We start from the raw sequence: 17,423 nt of genomic DNA, 5'->3' as shown, positions 1-17,423 counted from the left end.
GCGGGGCCATTCCCGAACTGAATGCTTCTCTGAAGAAAAGACATTCTTAAATTGTGTTGATTGCAGGGTTGGTCGTGGCATCTTTCCCGGGTTTTCGGGGGAGGCTAGGACCCCGCCATCGCGGCAGGCTGCCGATACTGGGCATGGGCAATACAGGCCGCTGAGGTCGATCCGCGTTACAGTCCGTCGGGTGTCGGGCCGCCTGTCACCCAATCCAGCAGTTCGACGGTGTGTATCACCGGAACTGCTGTTCCGCCGGCGATCTGCTGGATGCAGCCGATATTGCCCGCCGCGACGATATCCGGCCTGGTCGCCTCGATATTGCGGACCTTGCGCGCTTTCAGCGTGTCGGCCAGTTCCGGCTGCAACAGGTTGTAGGTGCCGGCCGATCCGCAGCACAGATGCCCTTCGGCGGGGCTGACCACCTTGAAACCGGCCTGCGTCAGCAGGGTTTTCGGCAGGGCCGTGATCTTCTGACCGTGCTGCATCGAACAGGCGGAATGATAGGCCACCGTCAGGCCCGGCTTGCGGGTCGGCGTCGGTGCGCCGATCTCCGCCAGATATTCGGTAATATCCTTCGTGATCGCCGACACGCGGGCGGCGTCATCGGCCAGCGCCGGATCGGCTCGGAACATGAAGCCGTAATCCTTGACGGTTGTCCCGCAGCCCGATGCGTTGATGATCACGGCGTCCAGACCTTCGCCGTCCATCTCCCGCGTCCAGGCGCGGATATTGCCGGCGGCCTGGCCATGGCTCGTTTCCGTGTCCCCCATATGGTGGACCAGTGCGCCGCAGCAGCCTGCACCCTGTGCGACCACGACCTCGATCCCCATCCGGGTCAGCAGACGGATCGTCGCTTCATTGATCTTCGGCTGCAGTACCTGCTGCGCACAGCCGGTCATCAGCGCCACGCGCCCGCGTTTCACGCCCTCCGCCGGGATGGTCTGGGGCACGTCCCAGGCCGATGGTCTAGGAATGGATTTCGGCGCCATCCGGAACATCGCCCCGAACGGGCCGGGCAGGCCTTTCAGGAACGGCTTGCCCAGCCAGGCACCTACCAGCGCCAGCCGGAACAGGCGCGGGTTGGGCAGGATGGCGGCCAGGACACGCCGCAGCCATTTGTCGGCGAACGGCCGCTCATAGGTCTCATGGATGCGGGCGCGCGCCAGGTCGACCAGATGCATGTAATGCACACCCGACGGACAGGTCGTCATGCAGGACAGGCAGGACAGGCAGCGGTCGACATGCTTCACCAGCTTGGAAGAGGCGGGCTTGTCCCCTTCCAGCATGTCCTTGATCTGGTAGATTCGCCCGCGCGGCGAATCCAGCTCGTCCCCCAGCGTCACATAGGTCGGGCAGGTCGCGGTACAGAACCCGCAATGCACGCATTTCCGCAGAATGTCGTTGGCAACCGCCAGATCCGGATCTTCCAGCTGCGCGAGGGTGAAGTGGGTCTGCATGTCTGTCCTAGACCCCTTCCGTCATGCGGCCCGGATTGAGCACGCCATACGGATCGAAACTGGACTTCAGGCGCCTTGTGACAGCGGCCAGCGGGGCGGGTTGGGGGTGAAAGACGGGGATGGCATTGCGCAGGGTGGCGCTGCCGCGGATCAGGGTGGCATGGCCGCCGATCGGCGCCATGGCGTCGCGGATGATTTCTGCGGCGCCCTGTTTCGGGGCGTCTACGGCGAGCCATATCAGCCCGCCGGCCCAGTCCAGATAGGCCGACTGGTTCTTCAGATGGGACAGCCTGGCCAGCATTCCGGGCGCATCGGTCGGAGCGACGGAGATACGCCAGACGATGCGGGAATCGCCGTGGAACGGGACGACATCCCGGATTTCGCGCCAGAAGGTCAGGGAGTTGTGGCTGTGCAGTTCCTCCGTCTCTCCATAGGACGACAGCAGTGCGCGCAGCTTCTCGCAGCGGTATTCGACCGAGGGCCCGAAGCCTTCGAGGCGCAGCGCCGCCACCGACACGCCCGCGTCCCGGATATAGCCGACCCCGGACGACGCGGTCAGCCCGGCCGGAAGCCAGGCCGCCCCGGACACCTCGAACGGGCCGTTCAGTCCGTCGGCCAGCGCCTTCACCGCCTGCGCCGCTTCGATCCCGCGGATCAGAACCGTTCGGGATTTCTGCGCGCGCGGCAGAACCTTCACCACAAGGCGGGTCATCGCTGCCAGCGTGCCGTAAGAGCCACAGATCAGCTTGGGCAGGTCGTAACCGGTGACATTCTTCATCACCCGCCCGCCGGACTTGAAAACCTGTCCCCGACCGGACACCGCGTCGAATCCCAGGAAATGGTCGCGTGCCGCGCCGTCCTTGATGCGTCGCGGTCCGGCCAGATTGGTCGATATCACCCCACCGATCGTCCCGGCGTCTTTCGATCCCAGAAGGCCGGAAAGGTCCGGCGGTTCGAAGGCCAGCTGCTGGTCCTTCTCGTCCAGGGCGGCCTGGATTTCGGTCATCGGCGTGGCCGGACCGGCACCCAGGACCAGTTCTTCGGGTTCATACAGATGGATGCCGGAAAAGGCGGTCAGGTCCAGACGATGGGCAGCCTGCACGGGACGGCCCATCGTGCGTTTGCTGGCACTGCCCAGAACTTCCAGCGGCAGGCGCTCCGCATTGGCCCAGGTGACGGCCTCGGCAAGCTGTGCCTCGGTTTCGGGGCGAAGGGTCTCGGTCATGGGATCAGAATCTCGGGATGTCCGGGAAGGGGATCTTCCCCTTGTGGATATGCATCCGACCCAGCTCGGCGCAGCGGTGCAACTGCGGAAAGACCTTGCCGGGATTCAGCAAACCGTCCGGGTCGAAGGCGCATTTCACGCGCTGCTGCTGGTTCAGATCCTCCTCGGTGAACATGGCGGGCATCAGATCGCGCTTTTCGACCCCGACACCGTGTTCACCGGTCAGGACGCCACCGACCTCGACACAGAGTTTCAGGATATCCGCGCCGAATTCCTCCGCCTTCTCCAACTCGCCCGGATTGTTGGCGTCATACATGATCAACGGATGCAGGTTGCCGTCGCCGGCATGGAAGACATTGGCAACGCCCAGGCCATACTGCGCCGACATTTCATTCATGCGCTTCAGGACCAGCGGCAGCTTGTTGCGCGGGATCGTGCCGTCCATGCAGTAGTAGTCCGGGGACAACCGTCCGACAGCGGGGAAGGCGGCCTTGCGCCCGGCCCAGAAGGTCGCTCGTTCCTCATCGGTCTCCGAGATGCGCAGCGACGTCGCGCCCAGCCCTTCGGCGATTTCGCGCACCCGGCCGATCAGATGATCGACCTCGGCCTCGGGCCCGTCCAGTTCGACGATCAGCAATGCCTCGCAATCCATCGGATAGCCGGCATGGACGAAGTCCTCCGCCGCGATGATGGCGGGCTTGTCCATCATCTCCATGCCGCCGGGGATGATGCCGCTTCCGATCACCTGCGCGACGCAATCGCCACCGGCCTCGCTGGACGGGAAGCCGATCAGAAGCGCGCGGGCGGTTTCCGGCTTGGGCAGCAGGCGCACGGTCACCTCCGTCACGACCCCCAGCAGACCTTCCGACCCGATGGCGAGACCCAGCAGGTCGTAGCCTTCGGCATCCAGATGCTTGCCGCCAATCCGCATGATTTCGCCGTCCATGGTGACCAGTTCGATTCCCAGGACGTTATTGGTGGTCAGGCCGTATTTCAGGCAATGCACGCCGCCGGAGTTTTCGGCGACATTGCCGCCGATGGTGCAGGCGATCTGGCTCGACGGGTCGGGGGCGTAATAGAACCCGTCCCCCTGCACCGCATGTGTGATGGCCAGATTGGTGACGCCGGGCTGAACCCGGGCGCATCGATTGTCGTAATCGACCTCCAGCACGCGGTTGAACTTGCCCATGCCCAGAAGCACGCCATCGGCCAGCGGCAGGGCGCCGCCGGACAGGCTGGTTCCCGCGCCCCGCGGCACGACCTTGATCCCGTGGGACTTGCAGTATCTGAGAACCTCCGCGACCTGTTCCACCGTCTCCGGCAGAACCACGACCAGCGGCATGGTGCGATAGGCGGTCAGTCCGTCGGACTCGTAGGGGCGGCGTTCGTCCTCGTCGACGATAACGCCTTCGCCCGGAACGATGGCGCGCAGGTCGTCCGCGATGGACAGCCGGCGCGCGATCGCCCCCTCGTCGAGTTCCGGCATCTTCAACATGACATTTCCTGTCCCACCAGAATTGGTAATACCAATTTGTCTTATACGCCGGTCTCCCGGGCGTCAACGATACACTCTACCCTTCCCGCATAAGACCCTGATAGGCGCGACGCAAGGTTTCGCGCACCGCGCGCCAGGCCGACGCACGCCAGTCGGCCGAACTCGGAAAGGCCCGCATCGCGTCTTTCCGGTCGCCGCCGCTCAGGACACCCGCCATTGAGTAGGTTCCGATTTCCACGATGACATTGGTGACTCGCGACGTCGTCATCAGCCCGCCCAGCCCTCCGGCACAAGGGGTGTTGCCGGCCCCCTGCACCCGTTCGGCCGCCAGCGGATCGATGGCGAACCAGGCGTCCGCACGGTCGCGCGCGGCCGATCCATCCGGGTCGCAGGAGACGATTTCATGGGCCGCAAACTGTCCCGGTCCGGTGCGCGGATCGACGAAACAAAGATGCTCCAGCCCCTTCAGGCGTTCGGCCGCGATCTCCCGCAAGACGTCCCCATTCCAGGCCGGTGGCGACATGGATGCCAATGTCTGACCGGCAAGCTTGGACCAATCGAAGCCGGTTTCCTGCTGGAAGTCGGAGAAGCGCTTTTCGGCGGCCGCCAGAACGCCGTCGGACCAGTTGGGCGCGGGACCGTCCGACGCGGGCGCGTCACCGTCGGCAAAGTAGGGCCAGACCGGACCACCCGGATTGGCGGCATGAACCAGAATCAGGCCGACCTCTTTCGGAAGGTCCTGGATCCCGCCGGCCGTGATGACCCCCAGCGCGCTGCCGCAGCCCAGCAGGCCCGCCGGGCCCGCGGCCGCGGAGCACAGGACCACCGCGCGTCGTGCCTCGGGCGAGCCGAGTCGTGTCACGTCGCAAAACAGCGGGTTGCCGTTGCGCTGCGTCAGGCCGGACCGATGCGAGGTCACGCGCAGACCGATCCTGTCGCAGGCAATCAGGAACCTTTCCCGCGCCTTGTCGACCCCGTCACTGAAACAGTTCGCCTCTTGGGACATGACCCGATCTAACTTGCTCTCAAACTACTGTGGCGGCATCTCCGGAAAACCTCCACCGATGGCGAAGGTTGCCGCCCCTCCGGTCCGGCCCCATACTTCCTTACCATAGAACGCGCAACAGAAAGGGGAGCGTTCACATGGCTGCCTTGGCACGGATCATCGCAATCGCCCTTGTCGCGATCGGGCTCACGGCGTCCCCCGCCGCCGCCGATCAGAACGACAAGCGTCTGGGGGCCTTGTTTGAAGTCCTTCTGAATGCGCCGATGGGCAGCCCGGAAGCGTTGGTCGCGCAGCAGCAGATCTGGGCGCTGTGGCTTGAGGCACCGACCGCGACGGGCCGCATTCTGATGGCGCAGGGCGTCGATCAGATGAAGCAGCAGGACTTGACCGGGGCCGTCAGGACATTCTCCGCACTGATCGAACTGGCGCCCGACTTTGCGGAGGCATGGAACAAGCGCGCGACCGTCTATTTTCTGATGGGATTCTATCCGGAATCGCTGGCGGATATCGATGAGACACTGCGCCTCGAACCGCGCCATTTTGGGGCACAGTCGGGCCAGGGTCTGGTCTTCGATGCGATGGAGGAACCGGAGGCCGCGCTGGATGCCATGGAAAAGGCGCTGCGCCTCAATCCACACATGCCGCAGATCCGAAACCGCGTCGACCAACTCAGAACGGAGATACGGGCCCGCCAGATCTGAACGGCCCGACCTTGTCACGTTCGAGCTCCCGGATCATGGCGCAGTCGCTGCGTGTCGGATCGCAATTCTTCAGAGCCTGCGTCAGGCCCTCTTCCAGCCGGGTGAGCGAATCGATCGCGTCGCGCAATGCCTGAACATGCGACAGGCCGATGCGTCGCCCGTCTGCGCAGGAAATGTCGGTTTGCGACCGCAAAGCCAGAAGGCTGCGAATATCGCGGATCGAAAATCGCGCGGCTCTGCAATGCGCAATAAACTTCAATGTCGCGACTGCCTCGTCATCGAAATATCGATGCCCGGCAGCGGACCTCTGCGGCGCCGGGATCAGGCCTTCGCGTTCGTAGTATCGAATCGTCTCGACATGGACGCCGCTGAGCCGTGAGGCCGCTCCGATCGTGAACATCCAAATTCCCCTTGATCCTGTAGCCGCTACAGGGGGCAAACAGTACCCGACATCGCACCCGGAATCTCACTGGTAACGGATTCTTGACCATGGAACGTCTCGGATACTGGACTGCATCCATCATTGCCGCGGTAACGGCGGCCTGTTGCTTCCTGCCCCTCATGTTCATGCTGTTGGGGGTCGGAGTGGCGTGGATGACGATCTTGTCGCCCTTCGTCGAATATCGCGTACCGATCCTGCTCTTGGTGTCATTCGGTCTTGGCACGATGCTTGTCGTCTTGGGCGTGCGTCGTCGCAGCACTGGAAGGCGCGGCCTTCTGCTGCGCCCGGCCGGCATCGTGGCCATCATTTTTCTCGCCCTCGCCTGGGCCAGCCCTCTCTGGGAAGACACCGTTGTCGAGCAGTTGCTGGTCCTGCTTTATGGGGCCGACTGAACCGGTCGATAAGCGAGTGGAAAACAACCGACACACTGGAAGGGAGGTCGCTCCATGACATCCGCCCCGCCGCCGAAGTTCGAGCGTCACTCACTCCTGACCTGTCCGGAATGCGGAGCGTCCGAAATGCTGGAGATGCCCACTGACGCCTGCCTCTGGTTCCATGAATGTCCGGAATGCGGCGTGATGCTGAAGCCGCGCAAGGGGGATTGTTGCGTGTTCTGCTCCTACGGGAGTGTCCCCTGTCCGCCGGTTCAGACTGGCGGATGTTCGGGTGCGGGGCCCTGATGTCATGCTTCGCCGGGCCCAAAAAACAACCGGGCGGCCGTGAAGCCGCCCGGGAACTGGGATTCTGAATGCTCTGCGGGTTGGTCAGCCGCGCAGGCTGCCGACCTTGTCCAGGCTGGCCGGCATGGCATGGCCGTACTTTTCGGTGATGTGACCGACGATCCGGGCCACTTCATCCTTGCCCAGGCTGTCCATCAACTCGCACGGGGCCTTGCCGAAGCGCAGGGCCAGACCGGCGCCCATGTCGATATCGGCCGGGGTCGCAACGTCTTCATCCAGCTCCTGCAGGACCGGGAAGAAGGTCGCCGCGCGCAGACGGTCGGCGACAATGGCGTCGCTCTCCGGGCTGCCGGAGGCATCTTCGCCGATGTCGAACGTGTAGTCGCTATCGCCTTTCGCAGCCAGTGACTCCGCGATGGCATAGAAGGCGCCGTGCGGACCCAGATTGCGCTGGGCGTGGAACATGATCTTCGGCTTCACCAGGTTCATGACGACGAAGGGGCCGGCGGCGACCCCCAGGCAATCCTGCGCCACGCGGTCGATCTGTGCCGGGGTGGCGACGCCTTCGTCCATCAGGCGCACCGCCTCGTTTCCATAGGGCACGAAGAAACGGTTGATGGCGAAACCGTAGGCATCCTTGCAGGGGATCGGTTTCTTCGCGGTGTCGCGGCAGAAATCGACGCAGCGCTGGAAGATCGCGTCATCGGTCTTGTCGCCCTTCACGACTTCAACGATCGGGTTGATGGCCGCCGGGTTGAAATAGTGCAGGCCGAGGAAACGTGCCGGATTGTCGACCGTTTCCGCCAGTTCGGAAACCCGCAGCGCGGACGTGTTTGTCGCGACGACGGTTTCCGGCTTCAGATGCGGGTTCAGGCGGGCGAACAGGTCAGCCTTCACCTGGAATTCCTCGAAGATCGCCTCGATGATCAGGTCGCATTCGGCGACGGCGGCGATATCGGTGGACCCGGAAAGGGCGCCGAAGGCCGCGGCGGCGGCGTCTTCAGTCATCTTTCCCTTTTCAGCGGCCCGGTCATAGAACTTCTTGGCGGCGGCCAGACCGCGCTGGACCGCATCCTCCGTCGTATCGACCAGAACCGTCGACACGCCCTGTTGACCCAGGCTGGTGGCAATGCCCGAACCCATGGTGCCGGCGCCGATAATGCCGATTTTATTGAACGTCATTTTCCGAACCCCTTTTTGCGTGATGCGCTGAATTTTTCGATTGCGGCAGTTCTAATGCCGCGATGCAGCATTGTCGAGGCGCCGATCGGCGCCGGCATCATTCGGTGCCGCGCGGCCACAGCACGATCTGGGTGCAGCGAAACAGCGCGATGGGTCGGTCGGGGCGCGCCTCCGTGAAGACTTCCGCGTCCCAGACCTGGGTCGTGCGTCCCTGGTGCTTGGCGTGGGCGTTGCAGATCAACCCGCCCTTGCGCGATGTCCCGAGGTGATTGGACTTCAGTTCCGCCGTCGTGAAGCCTTCCGCGCCGTCCGGCAGATCGGCGAAGGTCCCGAAGCCGCAACAGGTGTCGGCCAGGGCGACGACCGATGCGGCATGCAGAAAGCCGTTCGGCGCCAGATGACGCGGCGTGATCTTCATCCGTGCCTTGGCGGTGCCTTCGCCGGCATCCAGCATCTCGATGCCCAGGTGATCGACCAGCGTGTCAGCGGCGCGTTCGCGAATTTTCGAGAAATCGAGTTTCGGCATGGCGGAAGCCCTCTCAGAGTGCGGTTGTCTTGCCCTTGAACTTGCAGAGATCGCTGACGATGCAGGCCGGACAATCGGGTTTGCGCGCCTTGCAGACATAGCGCCCGTGCAGGATTAGCCAGTGATGCGCGTGGCGCAGGTAATGCTTCGGAACCCGCTTTTCCAGCTTCAGTTCCACGGCCAGCGGGGTCTTGCCCGGCGCCAGCCCGGTCCGGTTCCCGACCCTGAACAGATGCGTGTCGACGGCGATTGTCGGTGCGCCGAAGGCGATGTTCAGCACCACATTGGCGGTCTTGCGCCCCACACCGGGCAGGGTTTCCAGGGCGGCCCGGTCCTGCGGCACGATACCGCCGAAGTCGCGGACCAGGATTTCCGCAGCCTTGATCACATTCTTGGCTTTGGAATTATAGAGGCCGATCGTCTTGATGTGCTGCTTCAGCCCCTCCTCACCCAGTTCCAGCATCTCCTGAGGGGTCGAGACCTCCTGAAACAGCTTTTCCGTGGCCTTGTTGACGCCGACATCGGTCGCCTGTGCCGACAGGGCGACCGCGACCAGCAGCGTATAGGGATTGGTCCAGTTCAACTCGCCCTTGGGCTCCGGATTGGCGGCCTGAAGGCGGGCGAAGAAGGTTTCGATATCGGCTTTTTTCATCGTCGGCTGGCAGGTTGGGGGCGGGCGGACCGCGTCACCCTAAAGAAGGCGCCGTCGCGGTGAAAGCATTTAGCGCGGGGCCGGGGCTTTACCTGTGTCGTGGCTGCGGTACATTTTCAGCATGCCGGAAGCCGAAACATCCACCGTCCTGTTTGACGCCACACTGCGCCCTCATCGCAGTCTGGGGCGGCGCGGATTTCTACTGGTCATGGCGGCCGTCGGCGGTGGCGGCTTCCTGATCGGCACCGGGTTCTTTCTGGCCGGCGCCTGGCCGGTTGCCGGCTTCTGCGGGCTGGAAATCCTGCTGGTCTATATCGGCTTCAAGATGAATTTCCGCGAGGGGCGTCGGTCCGAACATCTGCGGCTCACCCGGGAGGGGCTGGCGGTCACGCATGTCGCGCCGAACGGCAAGCGGGGAACCGTTCGGTTCGAGCCTACATGGCTATCGGTTCAGATGGACGATCCACCAAGGCATGACAGCCGGCTGACCCTGCGCAGCCATGGTCGGCAGCTGGAAATCGGCGCCTTCCTGCAGCCCTTCGAGAAACTGGAGGTGGCGCAGGCGTTGCGGGAGGCGTTGATCCGCTATCGCGAGATGCCGGCGTCCTGAGCGTCCAGCCGCCGGACCAGTCGCGGATACTGCACGCCGAGCGTCATGCCCCGCGCCACCAGGAAGATGTGCAGGGCGAGCCACAGTCCCTCATTTCCGTAGGCCGGAACCAGCAGCCATTGCAGGGTGAAGTAGACTGCGATGGCGGCGATCATGCCGTTTCGCAGGGCGGCGGACCAGGTCGCCCCGATGAAGATTCCGTCGATGACGAAGGCCCAGACGGCGGTCAGTGGCAGGATCGCAGCCCAGATCAGGAATGTGTCGGCCTGGTCCAGCACCTCCGGCTGGTCGGTCAGCAATCCGACGATCCAGCCGCCGCCGACATAGAAGATCACGGAACTGATCCCCGCGATGGCGAACCCCCAGAGATGCGCCAGCCGCACGACCTTTCGAAATGCGGCGGCATCGCGCCGCCCGACCGCCTTTCCAACCAGGATCTCCGCGGCATTGGCAAAGGCGTCCAGACCGTAGGAACTGATATCCAGGAAGGTCAGCAGCACGATGTTGGCGGCCAGGACGGTGGTCCCCAGGGTCGCGCCCTCGAACTTGAAATGCGCGAAGGCGATCAGAAGACATAGCGTGCGAATGAAGATGTCGCGATTGACCCCCAGCATGCGCTGCATGCCCTTCAGGTCGGTGAGTGCGCCCGGCGGCGGCCTCAGCCCGCCATAGGGGCGTAGCCGCCGCGCCACGATGGCGAGGCCCAGCAGCGCGCCGGTCCATTCCGCGACGACGGTCGCCGCGGCGACGCCCTCAATGCCCCAGTCGAAGCCGAAGACGAAAAGGAAATCCAGTGCGACATTGACCAGATTGGTGACGACCTGAAGCACGACCGGCGCCCGCATGTGGCCAAGACCGAATAGCCACCCCAGGATCGCCATGTTCAACAGGGCGGCCGGGGCGCCCCAGACCCTGATGTCGTAGTAGTTCAGCCCCAGTTCGATAACCCTCGGGGCGGCCTCTGTCAGGCCGAAGGCAAAGCGGCCCAGCGGCTGATGCGCCAGCAGCAGGGCGGCGGATATGATCAGGGCCAGCGCACCGCCGCGATACAGGACCGCACGAACATCGCGGGCATTCCCGGCCCCGTCCGCCTGTGCGGTCAGCCCGACCGTGCTCATCCGCAGGAAGCCGAAGGTGAAGAAGAGGGTCGCGAAGATCATCGCCCCGAGACCGACCGCTGCGAGGCCGGCTGCTTCCGGCTGATGACCCATGACGGCGGTGTCGACGAGGCCCGGCAGCGGCACGGAAAGGTTCGCAACGACAATCGGACCGGTCAGGGCCAGGAGCCGCCGGTTCCAGTTGACGGGCGGGGCGCTGTCGACGGTGCGTTCGGTCATGCCGGCTAGTTATTCCGCTTTGTCGGGCTGCGGCAAGCGGCCTTCGGGCGGGATGTCCGGCAAATTGGTAAAAAGAATCTTAACTTCGAGTGACCGCCGTCACTGCGGTTCCAGCCGGCGTGGTGCATTCTCTTCACGGTGATGACATGGACTCGGCACAAGCCGGTCCGCGACGGAGAACCGGACGATGATTGAAGTGGACTACGGGAATTATCTGGCGATACAGGCGGAATGGGCCAACGGCCTGATGCGCGCGGCGGAATACGCCCACGGAAAAAACGACGACAGCGAACGGGACCTTACCCTGGCTGCCGGCGGCGCGCTGGCCCGGCTCAGCGACGTCAAGGCGCCCAAGATCCTGCGTTTCGAGGATTGATCACCAGTCGGGATTGACCCCGGGCAGGGCGGCGCGGGCGCGCTGCACCGATACGGGGTCGATATCCGCTTCCTCGGCGAATGCCATCAGATCGGGCTCGTGCCCCAGCAGATGGTCCAGAACGCCCCCCAGAAAAGCCGGGTCTGCGATCCGGCTTTTCAGATCGTCGGGCCCCAGACCCGACAGCGCGACGAACCGATCCATCCGATCTTCATCCGCCGCGATATAGGCCAGCGCCTGCAATGCCACGGTTTCGGCCTGTTCCTGCTTCACTCTGCCCCCGCTCTGTCGATCTCGTTTCCTGGATGGGTCGGCGCGAATCTGTCCGATAGTGACGGCAGGCGCAATCCGGTTCTCCGGAATCGCGCCGGTTTGCTGGGAAAGGGGGATCGGTGTCCGAAACGCCGAGTGAAACGCATCGCTGGCATGCCGCCATTGCCGCCCTGTGGGACCGGCGAACGCTGACGCTTTTCTTCCTGGGCATGTCCGCGGGACTGCCCTTGCTGCTGATCTTCTCCACCCTGTCGATCTGGCTGACCGAAGCCGGGGTGCCGCGTGCCGATGTCACCTTCTTCAGCTGGGCGGCACTTGGCTATGGCTTCAAATTCGTCTGGGCGCCGCTGGTTGATCGCATCCCGCTGCCGGTTCTGGGACGGCGCCGGTCCTGGCTGCTGCTGGCGCAGGTCAGCGTCGCGGCGGCGCTCATCGGCATGGGGCTGACAGATCCTGCCGAGCAACCGGTGATCATGGCCTTATGGGCGGTGATGCTGGGTTTTTCGGCCGCAACGCAGGACATCGTCATCGATGCCTATCGGATTGAAATCGCCGAACCCGCTATCCAGGCCATGCTCTCCGCCGCCTATATCGGCGGGTATCGCGTGGGCATGATCCTGGCCGGCGCCGGCGCGCTGGAAATCGCCGGGCTGCTGGACAGTGCGCCCGACGGTTATGACTACGCTTCCTGGCGCGCAACCTATCTCGTGATGGCGGCCACAATGGGGCTGGGCGTGATCACCACTCTGCTGGCCCGCGAACCGGATCTGAGGCTTGACAACGGGCAGCACGGTCCAGGCGATTACGCGCGCTTCTTTCTGTTGTTTCTGCTCGCGGTGCTGGCCTTCGTGGTGGTGTTCAGTGCGTGGTCGCGCTTTGCGATGCCGCTGTCGGAAGGGCTCAGCGCGGCGTTGGGACCGGTCGGCGGTTTTCTGAGCGGCGCGCTTCAACTGGGACTTGCCGTGGCCGCGGCTGTACTTGCCGGTTGGGGCGGGATGCGCGCCCGCATCGCGCCGCGCGACCTTGTCATCGACGGCTATGTTTCACCGTTCCGCGACTTTGTCGGGCGGTTCGGCGGCATCGCCGTGTCGCTGCTGTGCCTGATTGCGCTGTATCGGATGGCCGATGTCGTGATGGGGGTGGTCGCGAATGTCTTCTATACCGATCTCGGTTTCGAGAAGGAGGAGATCGGGCGGATCACGAAGCTGTTCGGCCTTGTTGTGACAATTCTGGGCGGTTTCGTCGGCGGCATTCTGACGATCCGGTTCGGGGTCTTTCGGATCCTGTTTCTGGGGGCGCTTCTCTCCGCGGCGACCAACATCCTGTTTGCGTTTCTCGCGACACGCGGCGCGGACACGGTCTTTCTCGCCATGGCGGTTTCGGCCGACAATCTCAGCGCCGGTCTGGCATCGGCCGCCTTTGTGGCATTTTTGTCATCACTGACCGACGTTCGATTCACGGCCATGCAATATGCCATGATAAGCTCATTAATGTTACTTGTTCCGAAACTCGTCGGCGGGTATTCCGGCGCCATGGTCGACGCCGCCGGGTACGAGATGTTCTTCATCGGCACGGCGATTGTCGGTCTGCCGGTCTGTGCGTTGGTTCTTCGGGTTGCACGGCACCCCGCCTTTCGCGCCTCCGGCGAAGGAACTGATGCGACGAATTAGCCCTTATTGCGGTGCAGCAATTAGGGTATTATACGAATGGCCGAGACAGTTGGGCACGCAATCGTGCCGCCGCCCTGGCGAAAGGAAATCCTATGCGAGTTGATAGCATTCCGGTCGGTGAGAATCCGCCTTGGGACATTAATGTCATTATCGAGGTGCCGATCGGCGCGGATCCGGTGAAGTACGAGCTGGATAAGGAATCCGGCGCGCTTTACGTCGACCGGTTCCTGCATACCGCCATGTTCTACCCGGCGAATTACGGCTTCATTCCGCATACGCTGTGCGGTGACGGCGACCCTATCGATGTGCTGGTTGTCGGCCGCGTGCCGGTTGTCCCGGGGGCTATCGTTCGGTCCCGCCCCGTCGGCGTGATGATCATGGAAGACGAAGGCGGCATGGACGAGAAGATCATCGCCGTTCCGCATGACAAGCTGCACTCCTATTATGAGGACGTGTCCAGCTATCGCGACCTGCCGAAGATCCTGATCGACCAGATCGCCCACTTCTTCACCCACTACAAGGACCTGGAGAAGAACAAATGGGCCAAGATCGCGCGCTGGGGTGAAGCCGGCGAAGCGGCCAAGCTGATCGAGGATTCGATGGCGGCCCATAATCTCAGGAAAGCGGCGGAGTAACGCCGGGCAGGAAATGCAGGACGTACCGTCGACCCCGTTCGACTCGCGCATGACCGTGGTGGAGGGCGATATCACCCGCCTGTCCGTCGATGCGGTCGTGAATGCGGCGAACGAAAGCCTCCTCGGCGGGGGCGGGGTTGACGGGGCGATCCACCGGGCAGCAGGCCCGGAACTGCTGGAGCAATGCCGGAAACTGGGCGGATGTCCAACCGGCGAAGCCCGTATCACGCCGGGTTTCCGAATGGCCGCGCGCCATATCATCCATACCGTCGGGCCAGTCTGGCAGGGCGGTGAGGAAGATGAGGATGCACTGCTGGCATCCTGCTATCGCAACAGCCTCTCCCTGGCGGAAGAAAACGGCGTCCGAACGCTGGCCTTCCCGGCCATTTCCACCGGCGCCTATGGTTTCCCCTCCGAACGGGCGGTGGCGATTGCCATCGAGGCGGTGACTTCCTATCTATCGATGACGGAAGCGATCGACCTCGTGGTGTTCTGCTGTTTCGATAAGCAGACGGCGGCGCTTTACGAATCAGCCCTCGAGGCTGAAAGTCAAAAATCATAAAGACATTTCAGGGCGGACTCGCACGGACGGTAGGCAGGAAACACTGATATCGGTGGGTGCCGCATGTCTGTTTGCAGTCTTGATTATCAGATCAACCCTTCCCCCTCTGCACTCGCCGGAACGGGCGGGGCGTACCCACTTCATCTGGAAGGGACTGTCCTCCTGCAGGATGGACGCCGGATCGCAATCCGACTCATCCGTCCGGATGATGCGGGCGCGTTGCAGACCCTTGTGGCGCGCTCGCATGCCCAGGATGTCCGGTTTCGTTTCCTGCATACCATGAAGCATCTGCCGGACCGGCTGGCGGCGCGTCTGTCGCAGATCGACTATGCGCGCGAGATGGCCTTTGTCGCGATCGATCCGGACGATCCGGCGGCGATCATCGGTGTGGCGCGGTTGATTTCGGATTCGGACGGAATGCAGGCGGAATACTCCATCCTCTTGCGCCGGGATCACCAGGGGGAGGGGCTGGGATATGCGCTGATGAAATGCCTGATCGATTTCGCCCGGTCACGGGGCATCGTTCTGGTTTATGGCGATGTGCTGAACGAGAACGAGCCGATGCTGTCGATGTGCGCCGATCTGGGATTCCGCCGCTCCGCACATGGTGCCGACCCGAGCGTCCAGAGGGTGGTGCTGCACGTTAAAGCGAAAGCCGACTAACTGTTCGGTCAGGCAGCGTGCGCGGTCGAAGTTTCGATTTCCGCCGTCCCCGTCTCCTCGGCGGCCTTCACGATCAGTTCGCCGAACTCACTCAGGAAGACCGAACCTTTGACGGTGCGCTGGATCAGGACCGATCGGCGGTCGTTCGGGTCGGGCTTGCGCCGGACGAGGCCCAGATCCGACAGACGGTCCAGGGCACGGGTCACCGCCGGCTTGGCGACATTAAGCGTTTCGGCAAGGCCGCGCACCGTATGCGGCGACGCGCTGAGATAGACCGTGGTCAGCACGGCCATTTGTCGCGCGCTCAGATCCGGGGAGTCGCGCCTCACGCTCTCGACGATGGCTCCGCGCCAGATGTCCAGGGCTTGTGTCGCGTTCACGGCTCTTCTCCGAGTTGGTTTGATGTCGTATCGATTCGGTACGCCGATTCGGTACGATTCTGAAACGATTAAATTCAAGATGGGCCGGTTCGCGCCCGATGGCAAGCGATGGCGCGGGAAAAATAGGCTGCAAATTTTTGAACTTTTGACGTCGGCGTTACCCGAATCGGCCGCGAATCGCTTCGAATACGGCGCGGATTCCCTGCGCTTCACCGCCTTCAGGCCGTCCGGGCTTTGAGGAGACGTTCCAACTCATCAGGTCGAAATGGGCCCATTCGATGCCGCTTTCGACGAACTTTTCAAGGAACAGTGCCGCCGTGATCGCCCCGGCATAACCACCGGTCGAAATGTTGTTCGTATCGGCGATCTTGCTGTCCAGCATGCTGGCATAGGGTTGGTGCAGCGGCAGACGCCAGACCGGGTCCTGCGTTGCCCTGGCGCCGTCCGTCAGATCGTCGGCCAGGGTATCGGAATTCGTGAACAGGGCCGGCAGGTCGGTGCCCAGCGCGACCCGTGCCGCACCGGTGAGGGTGGCAAAATCGATCAGCAGTTCCGGCTTCTCCTCGCAGGCCAGGGTCAGTGCATCCCCCAGGACGAGCCTGCCCTCGGCATCTGTATTGCCGACTTCGACGGTGAGGCCCTTCCGGGTCGACAGGATGTCCATGGGACGGAAGGAATCGCCGGAAACGCTGTTCTCCACGGCCGGGATCAGGACGCGCAGATTGACCGGCAATTTGCTGGCCATGATCATGCGCGCCAGGCCAAGCACCTGGGCCGCACCGCCCATATCCTTCTTCATCATCAGCATGGCGCCGGACGGTTTCAGGTCCAGTCCGCCGGTATCGAAGCAGACGCCCTTGCCGACCAGTGTCACTTTCGGGTGCGCCGGCTTGCCCCAGCGCAGGTCGATCAGGCGCGGCGGACGTGACGAGGCGCGGCCGACGGCATGAATCATCGGGAAGTTCTCGCGCAGCAGATCGTCGCCGACAACCGTCTCGCAGGCGCCGCCAAAGTCACGGGCCAAAGCGCTTGCGGCGGAGGCCAGTTCGCCCGGGCCCATGTCCGACGCCGGCGTGTTGACGAGATCGCGCGTCAGATAGATCGACCCGGCGGTGGCCATGACGGCACCGCGGTCGGCATTCTCGGGCCAGACAAGTTCACGCACCGGCTCTTCGCGCTTTCTGTAGCGATCGAACTGGTAACTGCCGAGCGCCCAGCCCAGGCAGGCGCGATAGGCGGCATCCTTGTCTGCGGGGACGGGGTCCAGGGTATAACGGCCCTCCGGCAGGCGGGCGGCGGCAGCACCCCAGGACCAGATGTCGTCGGCCTTCTCAAGGATCAGCAGAAATCCCGTCGGGGCGCCATTGTCGTCCGGCAGGGGGCTGATCGTGCCCGCCTTCGCCTTCACGCCCATACCGTCCAGCCAGCCGCGAATCCGGTCCGGCTGATCCTTCAGCCAGCGATCGTAGTCGTCCTTGGCGACGGCGCTGAGGCGGCGCGTCGTATCGTCGGTGCGCGCGACGAAACACTGCATGGTTCTTTCCTTCT

General features: G+C 63.5%; 21 protein-coding genes. 9 read left to right on the top strand and 12 right to left on the bottom strand.

What is annotated here, in order from left to right:
- Positions 1-176 precede the first annotated feature (176 nt).
- From glcF to R8L07_03200, 4 genes are all read right to left on the bottom strand, one after another.
- Positions 177-1,460, bottom strand: a complete 1,284-nt coding sequence (gene glcF / locus R8L07_03215; protein MDW3204528.1) for a glycolate oxidase subunit GlcF — start codon at positions 1,458-1,460, stop codon at positions 177-179.
- 7 nt (positions 1,461-1,467) lie between these two features.
- Positions 1,468-2,685, bottom strand: coding sequence for a glycolate oxidase subunit GlcE (glcE, locus tag R8L07_03210; protein ID MDW3204527.1), 1,218 nt, complete (start codon positions 2,683-2,685; stop codon positions 1,468-1,470).
- A gap of 4 nt (positions 2,686-2,689) precedes the next feature.
- Positions 2,690-4,180 carry an FAD-linked oxidase C-terminal domain-containing protein gene (locus tag R8L07_03205; GenBank protein MDW3204526.1) on the bottom strand — a complete coding sequence of 497 codons (1,491 nt, stop codon included), beginning with the start codon at positions 4,178-4,180 and terminating at the stop codon, positions 2,690-2,692.
- Positions 4,181-4,256: 76 nt separating this feature from the next.
- Positions 4,257-5,186 (bottom strand): DUF2817 domain-containing protein, encoded by a 930-nt coding sequence (locus R8L07_03200; protein ID MDW3204525.1) that lies wholly within the window; start codon positions 5,184-5,186, stop codon positions 4,257-4,259.
- A 137-nt stretch (positions 5,187-5,323) separates the two neighbouring features.
- Between R8L07_03200 and R8L07_03195 the strand changes: the two genes are divergently transcribed.
- The gene (locus tag R8L07_03195; GenBank protein MDW3204524.1) at positions 5,324-5,887 is read left to right on the top strand and encodes a tetratricopeptide repeat protein; all 564 of its coding nucleotides are present in this window, start codon (positions 5,324-5,326) and stop codon (positions 5,885-5,887) included.
- Here the strand turns inward: R8L07_03195 and R8L07_03190 are convergent.
- Positions 5,856-6,287, bottom strand: a complete 432-nt coding sequence (locus tag R8L07_03190) for a MerR family transcriptional regulator (protein MDW3204523.1) — start codon at positions 6,285-6,287, stop codon at positions 5,856-5,858. The two genes, R8L07_03195 and R8L07_03190, sit on opposite strands and share 32 nt — an antisense overlap.
- An 89-nt stretch (positions 6,288-6,376) precedes the next feature.
- On the opposite strand from R8L07_03190, the gene R8L07_03185 reads away from it, so the two are divergent.
- Together R8L07_03185 and R8L07_03180 are read left to right on the top strand one after the other, a co-directional pair.
- On the top strand, positions 6,377-6,721 hold the full coding sequence (locus R8L07_03185; GenBank protein MDW3204522.1) for a hypothetical protein: 345 nt from the start codon (positions 6,377-6,379) through the stop codon (positions 6,719-6,721).
- Positions 6,722-6,775: 54 nt separating this feature from the next.
- Positions 6,776-7,009, top strand: coding sequence for a GDCCVxC domain-containing (seleno)protein (locus R8L07_03180; protein MDW3204521.1), 234 nt, complete (start codon positions 6,776-6,778; stop codon positions 7,007-7,009).
- A gap of 84 nt (positions 7,010-7,093) precedes the next feature.
- Here R8L07_03180 and R8L07_03175 read toward each other — a convergent pair whose 3' ends face one another.
- The 3 genes from R8L07_03175 to nth all read right to left on the bottom strand — a co-directional run bounded on the left by R8L07_03175 (position 7,094) and on the right by nth (position 9,369).
- Positions 7,094-8,191: a 3-hydroxyacyl-CoA dehydrogenase family protein gene (locus tag R8L07_03175; protein MDW3204520.1), complete on the bottom strand. Its 1,098-nt coding sequence runs from the start codon at positions 8,189-8,191 to the stop codon at positions 7,094-7,096.
- A 97-nt stretch (positions 8,192-8,288) separates the two neighbouring features.
- Positions 8,289-8,717 carry a PaaI family thioesterase gene (locus R8L07_03170; GenBank protein ID MDW3204519.1) on the bottom strand — a complete coding sequence of 143 codons (429 nt, stop codon included), beginning with the start codon at positions 8,715-8,717 and terminating at the stop codon, positions 8,289-8,291.
- 13 nt (positions 8,718-8,730) lie between these two features.
- A complete protein-coding gene (gene nth / locus R8L07_03165) occupies positions 8,731-9,369 on the bottom strand; it encodes an endonuclease III (protein ID MDW3204518.1) in 639 nt (212 codons plus the stop codon).
- Positions 9,370-9,490: 121 nt separating this feature from the next.
- On the opposite strand from nth, the gene R8L07_03160 reads away from it, so the two are divergent.
- Entirely contained in the window at positions 9,491-9,979 is a 489-nt protein-coding gene (locus tag R8L07_03160) for a DUF2244 domain-containing protein (GenBank protein MDW3204517.1), read from the top strand.
- On the opposite strand, the gene R8L07_03155 is transcribed toward R8L07_03160, so the two are convergent.
- Positions 9,955-11,316 (bottom strand): MATE family efflux transporter, encoded by a 1,362-nt coding sequence (locus R8L07_03155; GenBank protein MDW3204516.1) that lies wholly within the window; start codon positions 11,314-11,316, stop codon positions 9,955-9,957. The two genes, R8L07_03160 and R8L07_03155, sit on opposite strands and share 25 nt — an antisense overlap.
- Before the next feature lie 187 nt (positions 11,317-11,503).
- Between R8L07_03155 and R8L07_03150 the strand changes: the two genes are divergently transcribed.
- A complete protein-coding gene (locus tag R8L07_03150) occupies positions 11,504-11,692 on the top strand; it encodes a hypothetical protein (protein MDW3204515.1) in 189 nt (62 codons plus the stop codon).
- Here the strand turns inward: R8L07_03150 and R8L07_03145 are convergent, their stop codons facing one another.
- Positions 11,693-11,965, bottom strand: coding sequence for a DUF3572 domain-containing protein (locus tag R8L07_03145; protein MDW3204514.1), 273 nt, complete (start codon positions 11,963-11,965; stop codon positions 11,693-11,695).
- A gap of 119 nt (positions 11,966-12,084) precedes the next feature.
- Between R8L07_03145 and R8L07_03140 the strand changes: the two genes are divergently transcribed.
- The 4 genes from R8L07_03140 to R8L07_03125 all read left to right on the top strand — a co-directional run bounded on the left by R8L07_03140 (position 12,085) and on the right by R8L07_03125 (position 15,495).
- The gene (locus R8L07_03140; protein MDW3204513.1) at positions 12,085-13,635 is read left to right on the top strand and encodes an MFS transporter; all 1,551 of its coding nucleotides are present in this window, start codon (positions 12,085-12,087) and stop codon (positions 13,633-13,635) included.
- Positions 13,636-13,727: 92 nt separating this feature from the next.
- Entirely contained in the window at positions 13,728-14,270 is a 543-nt protein-coding gene (gene ppa / locus R8L07_03135; GenBank protein MDW3204512.1) for an inorganic diphosphatase, read from the top strand.
- Between the two features lie 13 nt (positions 14,271-14,283).
- A complete protein-coding gene (locus R8L07_03130) occupies positions 14,284-14,832 on the top strand; it encodes an O-acetyl-ADP-ribose deacetylase (GenBank protein MDW3204511.1) in 549 nt (182 codons plus the stop codon).
- Between the two features lie 63 nt (positions 14,833-14,895).
- Positions 14,896-15,495 (top strand): GNAT family N-acetyltransferase, encoded by a 600-nt coding sequence (locus R8L07_03125; protein ID MDW3204510.1) that lies wholly within the window; start codon positions 14,896-14,898, stop codon positions 15,493-15,495.
- 8 nt (positions 15,496-15,503) lie between these two features.
- Here R8L07_03125 and R8L07_03120 read toward each other — a convergent pair whose 3' ends face one another.
- Positions 15,504-15,875, bottom strand: coding sequence for a MarR family transcriptional regulator (locus tag R8L07_03120; protein MDW3204509.1), 372 nt, complete (start codon positions 15,873-15,875; stop codon positions 15,504-15,506).
- Positions 15,876-16,032: 157 nt separating this feature from the next.
- Positions 16,033-17,409 carry a leucyl aminopeptidase family protein gene (locus R8L07_03115; protein ID MDW3204508.1) on the bottom strand — a complete coding sequence of 459 codons (1,377 nt, stop codon included), beginning with the start codon at positions 17,407-17,409 and terminating at the stop codon, positions 16,033-16,035.
- Between the last annotated feature and the right edge of the window lie 14 nt (positions 17,410-17,423).

The organism is Alphaproteobacteria bacterium (assembly GCA_033344895.1).
In the GTDB taxonomy this organism is placed as follows: domain Bacteria; phylum Pseudomonadota; class Alphaproteobacteria; order UBA8366; family Aestuariispiraceae; genus Pacificispira.
The sequence above is the reverse complement of the archived record's forward strand: the minus strand, read 5'-3'. Positions and strand labels throughout refer to the sequence as shown.